This is a genomic window from Modestobacter sp. SYSU DS0290, assembly GCF_054050955.1.
The window spans coordinates 63710-81647 of record NZ_JBJHAI010000013.1 but is presented as its reverse complement, the minus strand read 5'-3'; the positions used below and the strand labels follow the sequence as shown (position 1 = coordinate 81647).

Genomic DNA, 17938 nt, shown 5'->3' with positions numbered 1-17938 from the left:
TGCTTCTCTCTGGCGTCGTTGCGAGGGTCACGGAGCCGGGGCGGCCGCTCAGTCGAGGTCGTCGTCGCGCTGGGCGAACATCCGCGCCATGCTCGTCCGCCGCTCCGGCGTCCAGGACTGCTCCGAGGCGTGCCAGGACACCGGGGTGGCGCCCACGGCGGTGGCCAGCTGCTGCTCGAGGTCGTCGGCCAGGTGCGCCCGTCCGGTGGCGCGGAGGTGCTCGGCGTACATGACCGGGTCGTTGTAGTAGGTCGGCCCGACCTGCAGGGTGGTCTGCATCGGGTCCGGCAGCGCGCCGGGCCGGCCGGCGTAGGTGTGCCACCACTCGGCCAGGTGGGTGCGCATCGTCCCCGCCAGCTCCGGCTGCTCCTCGACCAGGTTGCGGGTCAGGTGCCGGTCGGCGGTGACGTCGTAGAGCTGCTCCCAGTCCACCTTCATGCACCCCGGGTGGTAGGTGCGGATGTACATGTGGTCGCGGGTGCGCACCGCACGCTGGTAGGTGTGCGCTCCCTGGCCGAGAACCAGGTACTCCCGTGAGCCGATCTCCTCCCCGCGCACCGCGTCGGCGAAGGAGGTGCCCTGCCAGCCGGAGGGGATCGGGACGTCGAGCAGGTCGCAGAGGGTGGGCGCGAGGTCGATGTTGTACAGCAGGCTGTCGCAGTGCCGGGCCGACTCGGGCAGGTCGTCGGTGACGCCGGGCCAGTAGACGACCAGCGGCAGCCGGAGCACCGCCTCGTTCGCGTGGCCGTGCTCGCCGTAGGAGCCGTTCTCGCCGAAAGACTCGCCGTGGTCGGCGCTGACGATGATCGCCGTCTCGTCGGCGATGCCCAGCTCGTCCAGGGTGGCCAGCAGCTCACCGAACAGCTGGTCCCAGTACATGATGGTGCCGTCGAAGCCGTTGATCAGGTGCTCGAAGTCCGCGCGGGTGCGGATCTGGTCGGGGGCGTTGTGCGGGGTCGGCGACTTCTGCGGCACGACGCTGTAGTGCAGGTCGCCCGCGCTGCGCGGGCCGTAGACCTCCTGGTGCCCGTCGATCGCGGCCTGGTCCGGCCAGGCCGGCGGCGGGCCCGAGGCGGCGGCCTTCTCCGTCCAGCCGGGCTCGGTGAGGTACGGGGTGTGCGGCTCCCAGTAGGTCAGGTGCAGGTACCAGTCGTCCTCGTCGGCGTGCCGGCGGATCCAGTCCAGCCCCACCCGGTTGATCGCGCTGCCGTCCTCGTCGTTGATCTCGTTGGTCGCCCGGATCGACTCCCGGAAGTTGCCGAGGAAGTGGTAGGCCCGGTGTCGCTCGGCGAACATCGACACCGCCGCGGTGTACCAACCGTGGTCACCCAGCCGCTGGCCCAGCAGCGGGCGCTCCGGGTGCGGCCGGTGGCCGGAGTCCAGCCGGTAGCGGGCCGCCTCGCCGAAGTGCCCGATGACCCCGTTGCTGATGCCGAACTGGCCGCTGGTCAGCGCCGTACGCGAGGGCAGGCACGGGGAGTCCGAGCAGTAGTAGCGGTCGAAGGTGACCCCCCGGTCGGCCAGCGCCTGCAGGTTGGGCGTGGTGGGCCGGGCGTAGCCGTAGGGGGTGGTGTGGTCGGCGCGCAGGGTGTCGACGTCGATGTAGATGATGCGCATGGGTCGCCTCCGGGGCGGTTCGGTTCGGACGCTGGGGCTTCGGACGACGCGCCGGCTCAGCCGGCGTCGCGGGCGCAGCGAAAGCCGGTGTTCCCGCCGGCGCTGCCGAGCTCGTTGCGGGTACGGGCGGCCACCCGGTAGCGGTTGCAGTAGCTGTCGTGGCAGAGGTAGGAGCCGCCGCGCATGACCTTGCCGGGGCCGGCGGCCGGCCCGGCCGGGTCGCGGACCCGGCCGGTCGGGTGGTCGGTCCCCCACCAGTCGGCGCACCACTCCCACACGTTGCCGGCGGTGTTGAACAGCCCGAAGTCGTTGGGCGCGAAGGCGTCGACCGGCGCCGTCCCGGCGAAGCCGTCGTCCTTGGTGTTCTTGACCGGGAAGCGGCCCTGCCAGATGTTCGCCCGGTGCTCGCCACCCGGGGTGAGCTCGTCCCCCCAGGGGTAGCGCCGCTGGTCGTGCCCACCCCGGGCTGCGTACTCCCACTCCGCCTCGGTCGGCAGCCGCTTGCCGGCCCACGTGGCGTAGGCGACCGCGTCGTCCCACGACACGTGGACCACCGGGTGGTCACCCCGGTCGTCCAGCGAGCTGCCGGGGCCCTCCGGCCGCCGCCAGTCGGCCCCGGTGACCGCCGCCCACCACGGGGTGATGTCGGGGCGGGGGGAGACGCGGCGCAGTTCACCCGGCAGGAAGCCGGCGAACACGTACGACCACCCGAACCGCTCGGCCTCGGTCACGTACCCGGTCGCCTCGACGAACGCGGCGAACTCGTCGTTGCGGACGGCGTGCCGGTCGATCAGGAAGGGGGACAGCTCGACCTCACGCACCGGTCCCTCGCCGTCGGAGGGGAAGCCGTCCGTGTCGGTCGTCCCCATCCGGAAGGCCCCGCCGGGCAGGTACACCATCGCCTCCTGCCCCACCACGGTGCCCGCCGGGACCACACTGGGAGCCGGACCCGGCGCGGGGCGGCCCGGGGGTGCGGAGTCCGCCCCCCGGGCCGGGGTGCAGCAGGAGCCGGTCACGCCGGCGCCCCCGCGCGGGACAGCTCCCCCGCGAAGTGGCACGCGGCCAGCTGTCCGGTCGGGGTCGGCTCCAACGCCGGAGCCTGCTCGATGCAGATCGTGCGGTCCGGGTGCGCGAGCGGGCCGATCGGGCACCGGGTGCGGAACCGGCAGCCCGACGGCGGGTTCTTCGGGCTGGGCAGGTCCCCGCCCAGCACGATCCGGTCCCGGTCCCGCTCGGCGGTGTCCGGGATGGGCGAGGACGCCAGCAGCGCTGCGGTGTACGGGTGCTGGGGGTTGCTGTACACCGCCTCGGCGTCGCCCATCTCGACGAACGACCCCAGGTACATGACGACCACCCGGTCGGACAGGTGGCGGACCACCGACAGGTCGTGGGCGATGAACAGGTAGCCGAGGTCGAACTCGTCGCGCAGCGACTCCAGCAGGTTGATGATCTGCGCCTGGATCGAGACGTCCAGGGCCGACACCGGCTCGTCGAGGATGAGCAGCTTGGGCCGCGCCGCCAGGGCGCGGGCGATGCCGACCCGCTGGCGCTGCCCACCCGAGAAGGCGTGCGGGTAGCGGTCGAGGTGCCGCTCGTGCAGCCCGACCCGCTCGACGAGGGCGCGGGCCTCGTCGCCCCGCTCGGCGGTCGGCACCCCGCGGACCGCCAGCGCCTCCTCCAGCGACTGGCGGATGGTGCGCCGGGGGTTGAGCGAGGCGTAGGGGTCCTGGAAGACGTACTGGACGGTCTCTCGCAGCGCTTCGGACCCGGCCCCCTCCTTGGACCCGACGACGTGCTCGCCGACCTGGATCGACCCGGAGGCGGCGGCGTTGATCCCGACGATGGTGCGGGCCAGGGTGGACTTCCCACAGCCGGACTCACCGACCAGCCCCAGCGTCTCGCCGCTGCGGACCGTGAGGCTGACCCCCGCCACCGCGTAGACCGGTTCGTGTTTGCGAAACAGGCTGCGCTTGTCCCCCGCGACGTCGACCTTCAGATCCTCGATCTGGAGCAGCGGCCTCGACTCGCTGTTCCGGGCCGGCCCGGCTGCATCGTCCGCCCTCAGCGGCGGGATCTCCGTCCCGCGCTGGGTGACGTGGCAGGCGGCCAGGTGCCGCTCACCCTCCCGCGGCAACAGTCCGGGGACCCGCTCGGCGCAGACGTCCTCGGCCAGCCGGCAGCGCGGCTGGAACGGGCACCCCGGCGGCAGGTGTGCCGGGTCGGGCGGCGATCCGGGGATCGCCGGCAGCCGGCGGCCGGCGGACTGCTCGTCGATGCGCGGCATCGCGGCGAGCAGGTCGGCGGTGTACGGCAGCTGCGGACGACGGAAGATCGTCTCCACCGGCCCGCGCTCCATGACCCGGCCGCCGTACATGACGACGACTTCGTCGCACATCTCCGCGACCACGCCCATGTCGTGCGTGATCATGATGACCGCGATCCCGAGTTCGTCGCGCAACTGTCCCAGCAGTCGCAGGATCTGTGCCTGGATGGTGACGTCCAGGGCGGTGGTCGGTTCGTCGGCGATCAGCAGCGACGGCTTGCTGGCCAGCGCGACGGCGATGACCACGCGCTGGCGCATGCCGCCGGAGAACTGGTGCGGGTACTCGTCCAGCCGCCGGTCGACGTCGGGGATGCCGACCTGGCCGAGCAGTTCCCGGGCCCGGGCGCGGGCCTGCTCCTTGTCGGTGCCGTGGACGATGAGCGCCTCGGCGATCTGGTCGCCAACCGTCATCACCGGGTTCAGCGCCGACTGCGGGTCCTGGAAGACCATGGCGATCTCCTGGCCGCGTAGCTCACGCATCCGCTTGTCGTCCAGGGTCAGCAGGTCGGTGCCGCGGTAGTGCACCTCACCGGCGGTGATCTGGCCCGGCGACCGCACCATCCGCAGGATCGAACGGGCGGTGACCGACTTGCCGGACCCGGACTCCCCGACGATGCCGAGGACCTGGCCGGGGCGAACTGAGAAGCTCACGTCGTTGACCGCCCGGACCACCCCCTCGCCGGTACGGAACTCGGTGCGCAGACCGCGCACGTCGAGCAGGACGTCGGTCGCCGGGGTACCGGCGACGGGGGCACCCAACGCGGTGGCACCCGAGTGCTTCGAGGAGAGGGTCATCGCCGGTTCGCCACCTGGTTGAGAGCGTCGGACAGGAGGGTGAAGGCCAGCGCCAGCAGCAGCAGCATGACGCCCGGGCCGACGACGTAGGTCGGGAGCGTCTGCACGTACCGGGCACCGACGTTGAGCATCGCGCCCAGCGAGGGGTTCGGTGGGTTGATGCCCAGGCCGACGATGGACAGGCCGGCCTCGATGAAGATCGCGACCACCATGAACACCGAGGCCTGGACCAGCAGCGGGTCGACCACGTTGGGCAGGATGTGCCGGGTCATCACCGTCGACCGCTTCACCCCGAGCACGCGGGCGGCCATCACGTACTCCCGCTGTTCCTCGCTCAGTAGTCCGGCGCGGGCCATGCGGCCGAAGCCGGGCAGCCCGGCGACGACGATGGCCAGGAAGAGCGCCAGCCACCCGGTGCCGATGACCAGCACGATCATGATGCCCAGGATGAGCCCGGGGAAGCCGAGGATGATGTCCAGTACCCGCTGCGTCACCGACCCAAGCGTCTTGGAGACGTAGCCGGACAGGCCGAGGGCCGTGCCGATCACCATGCTCACCGGCACCGCGGTGAGGATCAGCGAGAGATCTGTCCGCAGCCCGTAGATGGTGCGGGTCAGGATGTCCCGGCCGAACTCGTCGGTGCCCAGCAGGTGGCTCGCCGAGGGCCCGGCCAGGGCACCCCGGCCCTGCTGGTCGTACCCGCCGGGGAAGATGACCGGCGCCAGGACCGCCACCCCCACCAGCAGGAGCAGCAGGACGGCCGCGGCCATCCCCTTCGGGGTGCGCAGCGAGCTGGCGTACCGCGACAGGGCGCCGCCACCGGTGGCCCGCCGGCGGCGCCTGGCAGGAGCGGTGGGCACCGGGCCCGAGCCGGGGTCCCCGGGGACGTCCCCGGGGCCGTTGGTCGACGTGTCGATTGCCTTGGTCATGTCGATCAGCCCAATCGGACTCGGGGGTCGAGGGCGGCCAGTACGATCTCGGTCAGCAGCTGACCCGCCACGGCGATGAAGACCGCGAACACGATGAGCACCTGGACGACCGTGTAGTCGGCGCTCTGGGCGCCGGAGACCGCCAGCTGACCGAGGCCGTTGCGGGCGAAGATCGCCTCGATCACCACCGCGCCGGCGAGCAGGTCACCGAACCGGATCCCGATCGCCACCACCGCGGGGCCGAGGCTGTTGCGCAGCACGTGCCGCAGGCTGATCCGCCGCGGCGGCACGCCCTTGCTGACGGCCAGGTCGATGAACTCCTCCTGGCGGATCGCCAGCATCCGGGTCTGCACCAGCCGGGCCACTCCCGCCGACATCGGCAGGGCGAGGGCCAGTGCCGGGAGCACCAGGTACTGGATCCCGATCGACGGGTTCTCCAGCACCGACACCTCACCGCTGGTGGGCAGGATCCGGAAGGCGACCCCGAAGAGCAGGATGAACAGCAGCCCGACGAGGAAGGGCGGGGCGGCCAGCAGGCCGGTGTTGGTGCCCTCCACCAGCACCCGCGCCCAGCGGGCCCGGGCCGAGCCGGCCAGCACACCGAGCCCGATGCCGAAGACGATCAGGAACAGGCCCGACAGCAGCGCCAGCTCCAGCGTGCTGGCCAGGCGGTCACCGATCAGCTCCGACACCGGCCGGTTGAAGCGCAGGGACTCCCCCAGATCGCCGGTGAGGACACCCCCGATCCAGTCGAAGTACTGGCTGATCAGCGGGCGGTCGAGCCCCAGCTCGGTCCGGATCGCTGCGATCGTCTCCGCCGACGCATCCGGACCAGCGACGACCGCGGCAGGGTCGCCGGGCACCAGTCGTGGCAAGAGGAAGGCGATTACGCTGGTGGCGACGAGCACCAGGGCGACCGACGGGATCCTCCTGATCAGGAAGCGGATCATCGGACGAAACAGGTCTCGTTCGGCACCCAGCCCATCAGGTCCATGGGCGCGTTCCGGACGTCGGCGCTGCGCACCGACACGCCCTCGGTGGTCACCAGCGGCACCACGACGGCCTGGTCGTTCATGTACTCGGTGAGCTCGCGGACGGCGTCGGCGCCCTGGTCCCCCTCGGCCTGGACGACCTGCTCGACCAGCTGCTCGTACTCCGGGGTGGTGGTCTGCCGGTGCGCCCCGGTCAACCGCAGATCGGTGTTGGTCTGCACCATGAACGCGGCGGTCCCGTTCAGACCCCGCAGGGCGAGGAAGTTGCCGGCACTCCCGGCCGCCAGGCGCTGCTGGTAGTCCGGCGGGGCGAGCGCGGTGAGACTCGGCTGCAGCCCGATCTCGGTCAGGTTGTTGGCGATGATCTCGTACTCCGCGGCGATCACCGGCAGGTTGATGATCGTGATCGGGACCTCGGTGCCCTCCGCGCCGGCCTCCTCGATCAACTGCCGCGCCTGGTCGGGGTCGTACGGGTAGGGGTTCGCCAGGTCGTCGGGGTAGTCGGAGCTGCCCTGCGACCAGTAGAGCCCCTCGGTGGTGCCGAGACCGCCGTACACCTGCTCGTTGATCCGCTCCTTGTCGATCGCGTACGCGATCGCCTGCCGCACCCGCTGGTCGGGCACCTGGTCCAGGACGATCGGGTAGACCCCGTTGATCGTGCGGTCCAGCTCGAACTGGTCGCTGCCCTCGGTGACGCTCAGCGCGTCCTGCACGGTGAGCCCGTTGGAGAGCTGGGTGCGGCCGGACCGCAGCGCGGAGACCTGGGCCGTGGAGTCCGGGATGATGTTCAGCTCGATGCCGTCGAGGAAGACCCCGTCCTGCCAGTAGTCCTCGTAGCGCGTCAGCGACATCGAGGCGCCGGGCTCGTACTCCGTCACCTGGAACGGCCCGGTGCCGATCAGCTGGGAGCCGTCGGCCACCCCGGCCCAGGTATCGGAGTCCACGATCGGGGCCATGTCGAGCGTGCTGCCCAGCACGGGCGACAGCGGCGCCGAGGAGCGGATGGTCACCTCGAGGTCACCCGTCGCCTCCACCTCCCACTGGCTCACGATCGGCGCGACGTTCGAGGCGTTCACCGGGTCCAGCGTCTGCTGCAGGGTCAACAGCACGTCCTCCGCGGTGAACGGGCGACCGGAGTGGAAGGTCACGCCCTCCTGCAGCTGGAGCACGACCTCGCGGTCGTCATCGGAGAACTCCCAGGACTCCGCCAGCAGCGGCTGCGGGTCGTCGATCGACTCGGTGGTCACGGTCATCAGCGGCTCGAAGACCGCCCGGGCCCAGAGCAGGTTCGTCGCGCTCTGCGCGAGCACCCGGTTGGTCTGCGGCGCACCTGACGCGGCCACGACCACGGTGCCACCCTGCTGGCAGGCGGCCTCCTCGCCGGAGGCGGCGACGTCGTCGGCCTGCTCGACCGCCGACTGGCAACCGGTGGCGAGCGCCGTGACCGCCGTCAGGGCCAGCGCGCTGCGGACGAGACGCGGACGGCGGCTGGGGGGGACGGTTCGCATGGGAGCAACCCCTTCGTCACTCGATGGAACAGGTGGGGCACCGCGCAGCCGTTGATCCGAGAACCCTGTGACGGCGAGCACCGTTGTGATGCCGGTAACTTACCTAACACTCGGTAGGGCGCAAGAGGCAGCGGACGGATGACGCAAGCGTTACCGAACGGTGACACCGCCCCCCGCCGACCCTGCCCCGGCGGGGACGGCGGAGGACGACCGGACGCACCACGGCCCCACCGGGCAGCGCCGGGCGGGGCCGGGTGCGGCCGTGGTGCAGCAGGCGCCCTCAGCGGTCGGCGGCCTCCACCGCCGAGCGGGCAGCCAGCGCGTCGCTGAGCTCGCGGAGCAGCCCGACGGGCAGGAGGCCGACCGCGAACGCGGCGATCTCCACCAGGCTGAGCGGGCCGGCCACCGTGCGCAGCGGTTCCCGGAGCAGCCCGGGGGCGGTGGACGCCAGCACCGCTGCTGCGGCGCCGTCGGCGAGCAGTTCCCGCAGTGGCGTGTGCACGCTCGTCGGACCTGCGGTGTAGTCGTCGCGGCGCACCGGCGTCCGGGCCGCCTCGACCTGCAGCCACTGCCGCCGGACCAGCAGGTGGCGGTCGTCCGCATCTCCCCCGACCGGCAGGCCGAGCCGCTCGTACTGCTCCGGCGGGGCGTCGTTGGCCCGCATCAGGTCCAGCATGAGCCCGATCATCCGGGCCTCGAGCGCGTCGTCAACCAGCGGCGACCGCTGCTCCGGGTCCGCCTCCAGGTCGAACAGCAGGGTGCCGAACGCAAAGGGGCTGGCCAGGGTGCTCCCCGGGGTCCGGAGCGTGGGCACGCCCTTGGTGAACCGGAACGGCTCGGCCAGGGTGGCCGACCGCAGTTCGGCCGGGGTGAACCGGGCCATCATGTGGGTCGGCATCAGCGTGTACTCGGCCAGCGGCTCATTGGCCGCGGCGACCGGGGCGCGCATGTACACGTACCGCCCGTCGGTCACGTTCACGTGCCCGCCGAAACCCCCGAACAGGCCGGCCCGCCGGATCGGCTCGTCCCGGGCCACGACGTCGCGCAGCGGCAGCCCCTCCATGTCCGGCGTCCGGTCGACCCCGAAGAACTCCAGCAGGGTGGGGCCGACGTCGATCGTCTGGACCAGGCTCGCCCGTCGCTCCCCGGCCACCCGGCTGCGGGGGTCCCAGACGAAGAGCGGGGTGTGGATCGTCTCCTCGTACCACGGCGGGATGTTCTTGCCCCACCAGCCGTGCTCACCGAGCAGGAAGCCGTGGTCGGTGACGACCATCAGCAACGTGTCGTCCCACAGGGCCAGCTCGTCCATCCGGTCCAGCACGCGCCCCAGCGAACGGTCGCACATGGTCAGCAGCGCGGCGTACTGCCGGCGGAGGTGGGCTGCCTGATCCCGTGACTCCAGCACCTGGGCGTAGTCCGGCCAGTCGAAGTGCGGGCCGCCGTACTCCTCCGGGTACAGGTCGGCGTACCGGTCGTAGCTGAAGAACGGCTCGTGCGGGTCGAAGGTCTCGATCTGCACCAGCCAGCCGTCGGAGTCGGCGTTGGTGTCGATGAACTCCAGCCCGGCATCGAAGGTGAGCGTCTGCGGGTGGTCGGCCTCGTCGGTCAGGTGCTGGCGGTTCACCCAGTCCTGCCGATAGGCCGGCCGGCGCAGCCGCTTGAGGTCCTCCGGCATCGGCGGGTCGGCGACCTGCCCCTTCCAGAAGTCACCCTCCTGGCCGCGGAAGAACTCGTAGGTGCTGAACCGGTTGTGGTAGGTGGCCCCGCCGTCCTCCCAGTAGTGCTGGTGGTCGGTCACCAGGTGGGTGTGCACCCCGGCCGCCTTCAGCATCTCCGGGACAGAGTCGTCGAAGGGCTCCAGCGGACCCCAGCCGCGGTGCAGGAAGTTGTACCTGCCGGTGTGCATCTCCCGCCGCGCCGGGATGCACGGCATGCTGCCGGCGTAGCAGGTGTCGAAGGTCGCCGTCCGCTCTGCCAGCCGCGCGAAGTTGGGCGCGTGTACCCCCTCGGCCCCGTACGGCGGCAGGTAGCGCCGGTTGAGACTGTCGAACATCACCACGATGGCCTTCACGCGTGCTCCTTCGTATCCAGCCGGGGGGCGGCGCAGTGCGACCCCGGCCGCCTGGACGGCGACCGGGGTCGGACCGGGTCCTGGCGGGTCACTCGGTGAAGCAGGTCCTCGCCGGCAGCCAGCCACCGATCGCCACGTCCACGTTCTGGATGTCGGCGGTCTGCACCGCGACACCCGACGAGGACACCAGCGAGTGCAGGAACGCCTGGTCGTTCATGTACTCGGTCAGCTCGCGCACCGCCTGTGCGCTCTCCTCCTCGCTGCTGGCCTCGATGACCGCCTGCGCCAGCCCCTCGTACTCCGGGGTGCTGAACTGCCGGTGCGCACCCTGCAGGCGGAGGTCGGCGTTGGTCTGCAGCAGGAAGGCCGGCGAGCCGTTGATGCCGCGTAGCGAGAGGTACGTGCCACCCGCACCGCTGGACAGGCGCTGCTGGTAGTCCGGCGGCGCCAGCGCGTTCAGCGTCGGGTTGAGCCCCACCTCGGTGAGGTTGTTGGCGATGATCTCGTACTCGGCCGCGAGGACTGGGACGTTGATGGTGGTGATGGGCACCTCCATACCGGTGGCGCCGGCGTCCTCGATCATCTGCCGGGCACGGTCGGGGTCGTACTCGTAGGCGCCAACCAGGTCCTCCGGGTAGGTGGCCGAACCAGGCGCCCAGTAGAGGCCATCGGTCTCGCCGAGGCCGCCGAAGACCTGCTCGTTGATCCGCTCCTTGTCGATCGCGTAGCCGATCGCCTGACGGACGGCCTGGTCCTCGATGCCGTCCAGGATGATCGGGTACGTGCCGTAGACGGTGTCGAACAGCTCGAACTGGTCGTTGCCCTCGGTGATCGAGAGGGCGTCCTGCACCGTGAGCCCGTAGGAGATCTGCGTGCGGCCGGAGCGCGCGGCCGAGACCTGAGCGGTCGAGTCGGGGATGATCGTGATCTCGATGCGGTCCAGGTACGGCCCCTCGTCACCCCAGTAGTCGGCGAAGGGCGTCAGCGCCATGTCGGCGCCGGGCGTGTAGTTGTCCACCTGGTACGGACCCGTGCCGATGATCTGCGAGCCATCGGCGAGGCCGTCGTAGGTCTCGGAGTCGACGATGGGGGTCAGCGCCAGGGTGCTGGCCAGGGTCTCGGTCAGCGGCGTGGTCGAGGTGATGGTGATCTCGTGCTCGCCGGTGGCCTCGATGGTCCAGTTCGCGAGGATCGACTTCACGTCGGAGACGGTCGCCGGCTCGAGCGCCTTCTGGATGGTGAAGACCACGTCGTCGGCGGTGAACGACCGGCCGGTGTGGAAGGTGACCCCCTCGCGCAACTGGAGGACCGCCGACAGGCCGTCCTCGCTGATCTCCCAGTCGGTGGCCAGCGCCGGCGTGGGGTTGTCCAGGTCGGTGGTGTCCACGTTGATGAGCGGCTCGAAGACGCCACGGACCCAGAGCAGGTTGGTCGCGCTCTGGGAGAGCACGCGGCCGATCTCCGCGGGTGTGTTGGCGGCGGCGACCAGGGTGCCGCCCTGCTGGCAGGTGGCTTCCCCGTCACCGGAGGCGGCGGCGTCGTCGGCCTGCTCGACCGCCGACTGGCACCCGGCGGCCAGCAAGGACGTCAGCGCCAGAGCGGCGACCCCGGCCCGACGATGACGTGTGGTGGTGGACTTCCGCATGGACAGACTCCTCGATGAGCGCTGAACGGGCCTTCGGGCGGGAGCGCCCGGCTGGTCGGGCGTCACGCGGCACGGATGTGATGCGGACCACGTGACTTGGTTCAACTTACCGACCACTCGGTAAGGGGCAAGCCCTTTCCGGGTGGAAACCGGGATGTCACCGAACCGTTACCCGCCGATCCCGAACTGGCCGGGACCGGCAGGCCGGCGACCGGGCTCAGCCGACCTCGACCCGGACGTCCTCGCTGGGCTCGTGCCCCAGCCGCCAGGCACGGACCCAGACGACGTCGGAGTCCGGCAGTTCGACGGGGCCGGTGTAGAGGCGCCAGCAGCGGCCGTCCTGCTCCGGGGACCCGATGGCGGCCGCGAGGAAGGTCGGCGGCCCCGGGTCCACCCCGGGATCGGTGGTCCAGCCGATGGACGCGCCGGGCGTGGCGCAACTGGCCTCGAGCCGCCCGTTCCGCACGACGACGTCCGGCGCCGCCGTCGGACGCGGCCGGCCGCCGGGACGCCACTGCTCGAGCAGCTCCTCCTCGGGGACCTGCCCGAGGTCGCCGTACTCGGCGATCCAGCCGTCCAACGCCCCGCGCAACCGGTCGAGCGTCTCCGCGTGCTCGGGCACACCGGCCAGGTTCACCGTCTCGTGCGGGTCCTCCTGCAGGTCGTACAGCTCCTCGGCGGGCTTGCTGGCCGCCACGACCGACCGCTGCAGCGGGGTGAGCTGGTCGGGAACCTGCCCCGCGGCCAGCCGGTTGCCCTCCAGCGAGTGCAGCCGGCGCATCTCCGCCCAGGTGGCGAGGTGGTCGGGGTACTCGCAGTGCTGCATGCCGGAGCGGTCGGGGTGCAGGTTCCGGATGTACCGGTACCGCGCGTCCCGCACGGTGCGGCAGGTGTCCTCCTGCACGTCCATCCGGTCGCGCCCACCGAAGGCGTACTCGTTCTGGGCAAGGAACTCCCCGGTCCGGTCCAGGAACGGCTTGGCCTGTACGTGCTCCGGGATCGGGATGCCGCAGACCTCGAGCATGGTCGGCGCGAGGTCCATCAGCTGGATCAGCTCCGTGCGCCGCTGCCCCGGGGCGAGGACACCTGGCCAGCGTACGATCAGCGGCTCACGCAACCCGCTCTCGTAGGCCCAGCGCTTGCCCCGCGGCATGCCCAGCCCGTGCTCGCTCCAGAACACGACCACGGTGTTCTCCGCGAGTCCGTCCTCCGCCAGCTGGTCGAGGATGTCCCCGGCCCACTGGTCCATCTCCGTGATCAGGTCGGCGTAGCGGGCCCAGGCCTGCCGGAACACCGGGGTGTCCGGGTGGTAGGGCGGCAGTGGCGCCTGGGCCGGGTCGTGCCGGTCCTCGGGTCGCACCCGACTGGTCCGCGCCGCGAACGCCTCGTCGTCCAGATAGATCTGCGACTCGTGGGTGATCATGCCCTGGAAGGTGGCGAAGAACGGGGTGTCGTCGCTCGGCCGGTTCCGCCAGTGCGCCGTGGTGCTGCAGTCGTCGAACGCAGTTCCGGGGGTCTGCACCTGGAAGTCGGTGAACCAGTTGTTCGTCGTGTAGTAGCCGGCCGCCCGGAAGTACTCGGTGAACAGCTTCACCTCCGGCGGGGGCACCGCCTTGGTGCGCATGTGCATGGTGCCGATGGACACCGGGTGGCACCCGGTGTAGATGGCCGACCGGGACGGCGCGCACACCGGCGCGCTGGCGAAGGCGTTGTCGTAGACGACCCCTTCGGCGGCCAGCTGGTCCAGCCGGGGGGTGACCGCGTACTCGGCGCCCGGGTAGACACCCTCGTAGCAGCCCAGGTGCGGGTTGATGTCGTGGGTGCTGATCCAGAGCACGTTCGGTCGCTCCATCGCGATCCCCTCCTCCTGCTCGGTGGCCACAGCCCACCACCGGCGGACCGAGGACGTGACGCAGGCAACTTACCGAGTGTTCGGTAAGCAGCCAAGGGGTGCCTTCAGCGTTCGAGCACGAACGCGAGCGCGAGCACACCGACCACCAGCCCGGAGCAGGCGAGGACCGCGATCGGCACCCCGGCCTGTCGGACGCCGGTGAGATCACCGCGGGTGGTCAGCGACTCGTGCACGGCGCGGTACCGGCGGCCCGCCGCTGCGGCGACGACCACCGCCTGGAGCACGCCCACGCCGGCGACGACCAGAGCGGCCACCCCGAGCGCCGGGACAGCCAGCCGGCCGGCCCCGACGGCGCCGACCGCCATGGCCAGCGCGGTCCGCCGCCAGGCCAGGGCGGTGCGCTCGGCCTGGAGGCCGGTGTCGAACACCCGGCCCGGAGGGCGGCTCACCGCAGGAGGAGCCCGATCAGCACCAGCAGCCCCGCGACGGTGACCCCGACGGCGGTCAGCAGGCCGAGCCGCGGCGACGGCAGCGGCCTCGACTGCCGCATCGCCCGCTCGGTCGCCACCCAGCCGAGCCACGCCTGCACCGGCGCCAGGAGGCCCAGCACGATGAACACCAGCGCGCTGGCCAGCCGGACGCCTTCGGCGATGGGCAGGTCCAGCGCCTCCAGCGCCACCCCGGCCGCCAGCAGCGCCAGCGAGGTGCGCATCCAGGCCAGGAAGGTCCGCTCGTTGGCCAGGCTGAACCGCGGGTCCGGCTCCTCCCCAGTCCCGTACACCCGCCGGGGGAAACGGCGGTCGGCGCGCTGGCCGGCCCTGGTTCCCTCAGCCATCAGACCGAGCCCCCTCGCGCCGCGCGCCGTCGGCCACCAGTCGCCGCAGGAACTGCTCGAGGAGAGCACACATGTCGACCGGGGGCTGCATGAGCCACTGCAACTGCAGGCCGTCCATCAACGCGATCATCTCGGAGGCGAGGTCTTCGGGGACCAACGTCGCCGGGAGCCGCCCCTTCTCCTGGTCGAGCTCGACCCGGCGGGCGACCGCGCGCCGGATGCGCTGGTACCTGCCCTGGAAGTACTCGTGTGCGGGGTGCGCCGGGTCCAGGCTCTCGGCCGCCGTCACGGTGTACAGCCGCACGAGCTCGGGCTGGTCGGCGTTGCGGGCGCACAGCGCCGTCAGCCAGTCCACGACACTGGGGTCCGCCCCGCGGAAGTGCTCGTCGAGGTAACGGGTCTGCACCTCGTCGCGCTCCTCGAGCACGGCCAGGATGAGGGCCTGCTTGTTCGGATAGTGGTGCAGCAGCCCGGGCTGGGACACCCCGACGCGGGTCGCGACGTCGGCCAGGCTGGTGCCGTGGAAGCCGGTCTCGGCGAAGGCCTGAGCCGCCGCGGCCAGGATCTGCTGCCGGCGCTGCGTCCGCGGCAGGCGCAGCCCTTCGATGCGTTCAGCCACCACTGCAGGACCCCTTGCCACCGACGAACTGATGTGCGGGCACTGAGCCCCGTGCTGGGGATCATGCCATGAGACACGCCACTTACCGACCGGTTGGTAGGTCACCTCACCCCCGGGGCCGAGCCGGCGCGGCGCTCGGAGCGGATGGCGGGGGTTGCCCGTCACTCGTTGCTTACCGAGCGCTCGGTAGGTGCATTACAGTGGGCCACGTCACGCACCCCGTCTCCTCGCCCTCCGGGTCGCTGCCCGCGCGAGCAGCCTTGACCGAACGGATCCCATGACGAACAAGCCGGAACGTCCCGACCCGAGCGTCACCGAGGCCCTCGCCGCGCTCTCGCTCGAGGAGAAGGTGCAGTTGCTGACCGGCCGCGACTTCTGGACCACCTGGCCGGTGGAGCGGATCGGGCTGCGCCGGCTCCTGGTGTCCGACGGCCCCTCCGGCGTCCGCGGCGAGGTGTGGGACGAGCGCGACCCCTCCCTCAACCTGCCCTCGGCCACCGCGCTGGCCTCGGCCTGGGATACCGACGTCGCCCGCCGCTACGGGGCCGCCGCCGCGGTCGAGGCCCGCCGCAAGGGCGTCGACGTCGTGCTCGGCCCGACGATCAACCTGCACCGCTCCCCGCTCGGCGGCCGGCACTTCGAGGCCTTCAGCGAGGACCCGGTGCTCACCGGCGAGCTCGCCGCGGCCTACGTCACCGGGGTGCAGGACAACGGCGTCGGCGCGACCCCCAAGCACTACGTGGCCAACGACTTCGAGACCGACCGCTTCACCGTGGACGTCCGGGCCGACGAGCGCACGCTGCGCGAGGTGTACCTGCTGGCCTTCGAGAAGGCGGTCACCGAGGCCCGCGCCTGGGCGGTGATGAGCGCCTACAACTCGGTCAACGGCGCCACCGCCACCGAGAACGAGCTGCTGGAGACCCCGCTGAACAGCGAGTGGGGCTTCGACGGCGTCGTCATCAGCGACTGGACGGCGGTCCGCAGCCTGGAGTCCGCGAAGGCGTCCCAGGACCTGGTGATGCCCGGTCCGGACGGCCCGTGGGGCGATGCGCTGGTCGCCGCGGTGCGCGGCGGGGAGATCGCCGAGGCCGTCGTCGACCGCAAGGTGCTCCGGATCCTCACCCTGGCCCAGCGCGTCGGCGCCCTGGCGGGGTCGCCCACGACCGAGCCGGTCTGGGTGGAGGACGGCGTCGCGTTCGCCCGCGAGGCGGCCGCCGAGGGCACCGTGCTGCTGGAGAACCGCGGTGTCGACGGGAGCCCGGAGCTGCCCTGGGACGCCGCCGCACTGCGGAAGGTCGCGGTCATCGGCAACAACGCGGCGGCCGCCCGCACCCAGGGCGGGGGCAGCGCCACCGTCGTCCCGGAGCGCACCGTCTCCCCCCTGGACGGCCTCCGGGCCGCGCTGCCCGGCGTGGACGTCAGCTACTCCGTCGGCGCGGTCGTGCAGAGCGGGGTGGTCGAACTCCCGCTGGCCGAGCTGACCAACCCGGTCAGCGGCGCACCGGGGCTCCGGGCCCGGTTCCTGGCCGCGGACGGCACCGAGCTGTCCGGCGAGGACCGCCGGTCGAGCAACCTGGTCTACTTCGGTGGCGACGCCCCGATCGACGCGGCCGCCACCTACGAGCTGAGCACCCGGTGGACCCCCGCCGAGTCCGGTGCGGTGCGGCTCGGCTTCGCCCTGGTCGGCCGGGCCCGGCTGTACGTCGACGGCGAGCTGCTCCTCGACTCCACCCTCGCCCCCGTCGGCACCGATCTCGGCGCGGCGTTCCTGAGCCCGCCGACCGCCGCCGCCGAGGTGCGGCTGACCGCCGGCACACCGATGGACGTCCGGCTGGCGTTCGACCTCAGCGACCGGGTCGGCTTCAACGCGCGGGCGATGTCGCTACGGCTGGGCACCGAGCCTGCCGACGCCGACCCCGACGCCCTGATCGCCGACGCGGCGCGGGCCGCGGCCGAGGCCGACGTGGCGCTGGTGGTCGTCGGCACCAACTCGGTCGTCGAGTCCGAGGGCTACGACCGGGAGTCCCTGGCGCTGCCCGGGCGGCAGGACGACCTGGTCCGCGCCGTCGTCGCCGCCAACCCGCGCACCGTCGTGCTGGTCAACGCCGGCGCCCCGGTGCTGATGCCGTGGTGCGACGAGGTCGCCGGCCTGTTGATCGGTTGGTTCGGTGGCCAGGAGTTCGGCAACGCGGTCGCCGACGTCCTGCTCGGGGTCACCGAACCGGGGGGCCGACTGCCCACCACCTGGCCGGCGCGCGAGGCCGACGTCCCGGTGCTCGACTGCACTCCCGTCGACGGGGTCGTCGAGTACACCGAGGGCGTGCACATCGGCTACCGCGGCTGGCTCCGGTCCGGCGCGGAGCCGGCCTACTGGTTCGGCAGCGGGCAGGGCTACACGACGTTCGAGGTGACCGGCGTCGACGCCCCGGACGAGGCCCGGCCCGGCGAGGTGGTGACCGTGACCGTCGAGGTCGCCAACCGCGGTGAGCGCGACGGCAAGGAGGTCGTGCAGGTGTACGCCGAGCGGCCGGACTCCGCCGTCGACCGCCCGGTCCGCTGGCTGATCGGCTCGGCCGCCGCGCGGGTCCCGGCCGGGCAGACCCGCCGCGTCGACGTCGCCGTGCCCACCCGGTACCTGGCCCACTGGGCCGACGGCTGGCAGTACGAGGCGGGCACCTTCCGGCTGCGGATCGGCACCTCGGTCGCGACCCTGCCGGCGGACCGGACGTTGCGCCTGCAAGCCTGAGGAACG

13 protein-coding genes are annotated in these 17938 nt (G+C 72.0%); 1 reads left to right on the top strand and 12 read right to left on the bottom strand.

The features are described from left to right. Window positions 1-48: 48 nt before the first annotated feature. The 12 genes from ACI795_RS12475 to ACI795_RS12420 form a co-directional block, all read right to left on the bottom strand. Complete coding sequence (locus tag ACI795_RS12475) at window positions 49-1617, bottom strand: sulfatase family protein (RefSeq protein ID WP_457075830.1); 1569 nt, start codon at window positions 1615-1617, stop codon at window positions 49-51. Between the two features lie 56 nt (window positions 1618-1673). Further along, entirely contained in the window at window positions 1674-2552 is an 879-nt protein-coding gene (locus tag ACI795_RS12470; RefSeq protein WP_457075829.1) for a formylglycine-generating enzyme family protein, read from the bottom strand. A 77-nt stretch (window positions 2553-2629) separates the two neighbouring features. Next, entirely contained in the window at window positions 2630-4735 is a 2106-nt protein-coding gene (locus ACI795_RS12465; RefSeq protein WP_457075828.1) for an ABC transporter ATP-binding protein, read from the bottom strand. After that, on the bottom strand, window positions 4732-5664 hold the full coding sequence (locus ACI795_RS12460; protein WP_457075827.1) for an ABC transporter permease: 933 nt from the start codon (window positions 5662-5664) through the stop codon (window positions 4732-4734). The genes ACI795_RS12465 and ACI795_RS12460 overlap by 4 nt, the downstream gene beginning before the upstream one ends. Window positions 5665-5669: 5 nt before the next feature. Continuing rightward, window positions 5670-6614, bottom strand: coding sequence for an ABC transporter permease (locus ACI795_RS12455; RefSeq protein WP_457075826.1), 945 nt, complete (start codon window positions 6612-6614; stop codon window positions 5670-5672). Beyond that, the gene (locus ACI795_RS12450) at window positions 6611-8164 is read right to left on the bottom strand and encodes an ABC transporter substrate-binding protein (RefSeq protein WP_457075825.1); all 1554 of its coding nucleotides are present in this window, start codon (window positions 8162-8164) and stop codon (window positions 6611-6613) included. The genes ACI795_RS12455 and ACI795_RS12450 overlap by 4 nt, the downstream gene beginning before the upstream one ends. A gap of 280 nt (window positions 8165-8444) precedes the next feature. Next, the gene (locus ACI795_RS12445) at window positions 8445-10235 is read right to left on the bottom strand and encodes a sulfatase (RefSeq protein WP_457075824.1); all 1791 of its coding nucleotides are present in this window, start codon (window positions 10233-10235) and stop codon (window positions 8445-8447) included. A gap of 88 nt (window positions 10236-10323) precedes the next feature. Further along, window positions 10324-11880 carry an ABC transporter substrate-binding protein gene (locus tag ACI795_RS12440; protein ID WP_457075823.1) on the bottom strand — a complete coding sequence of 519 codons (1557 nt, stop codon included), beginning with the start codon at window positions 11878-11880 and terminating at the stop codon, window positions 10324-10326. A gap of 217 nt (window positions 11881-12097) precedes the next feature. Continuing rightward, window positions 12098-13762, bottom strand: a complete 1665-nt coding sequence (locus tag ACI795_RS12435) for a sulfatase family protein (RefSeq protein ID WP_457075822.1) — start codon at window positions 13760-13762, stop codon at window positions 12098-12100. A 74-nt stretch (window positions 13763-13836) separates the two neighbouring features. Then, a complete protein-coding gene (locus ACI795_RS12430) occupies window positions 13837-14181 on the bottom strand; it encodes a DUF202 domain-containing protein (protein WP_457075821.1) in 345 nt (114 codons plus the stop codon). Then, window positions 14178-14567: a YidH family protein gene (locus ACI795_RS12425; protein WP_457075820.1), complete on the bottom strand. Its 390-nt coding sequence runs from the start codon at window positions 14565-14567 to the stop codon at window positions 14178-14180. The genes ACI795_RS12430 and ACI795_RS12425 overlap by 4 nt, the downstream gene beginning before the upstream one ends. After that, complete coding sequence (locus ACI795_RS12420; RefSeq protein WP_457075819.1) at window positions 14560-15186, bottom strand: TetR/AcrR family transcriptional regulator; 627 nt, start codon at window positions 15184-15186, stop codon at window positions 14560-14562. Before ACI795_RS12420 ends, ACI795_RS12425 begins: the two co-directional genes overlap by 8 nt. Before the next feature lie 277 nt (window positions 15187-15463). On the opposite strand from ACI795_RS12420, the gene ACI795_RS12415 reads away from it, so the two are divergent. After that, the gene (locus ACI795_RS12415; protein ID WP_457075818.1) at window positions 15464-17932 is read left to right on the top strand and encodes a glycoside hydrolase family 3 protein; all 2469 of its coding nucleotides are present in this window, start codon (window positions 15464-15466) and stop codon (window positions 17930-17932) included. The last annotated feature ends 6 nt before the right edge of the window (window positions 17933-17938 follow it).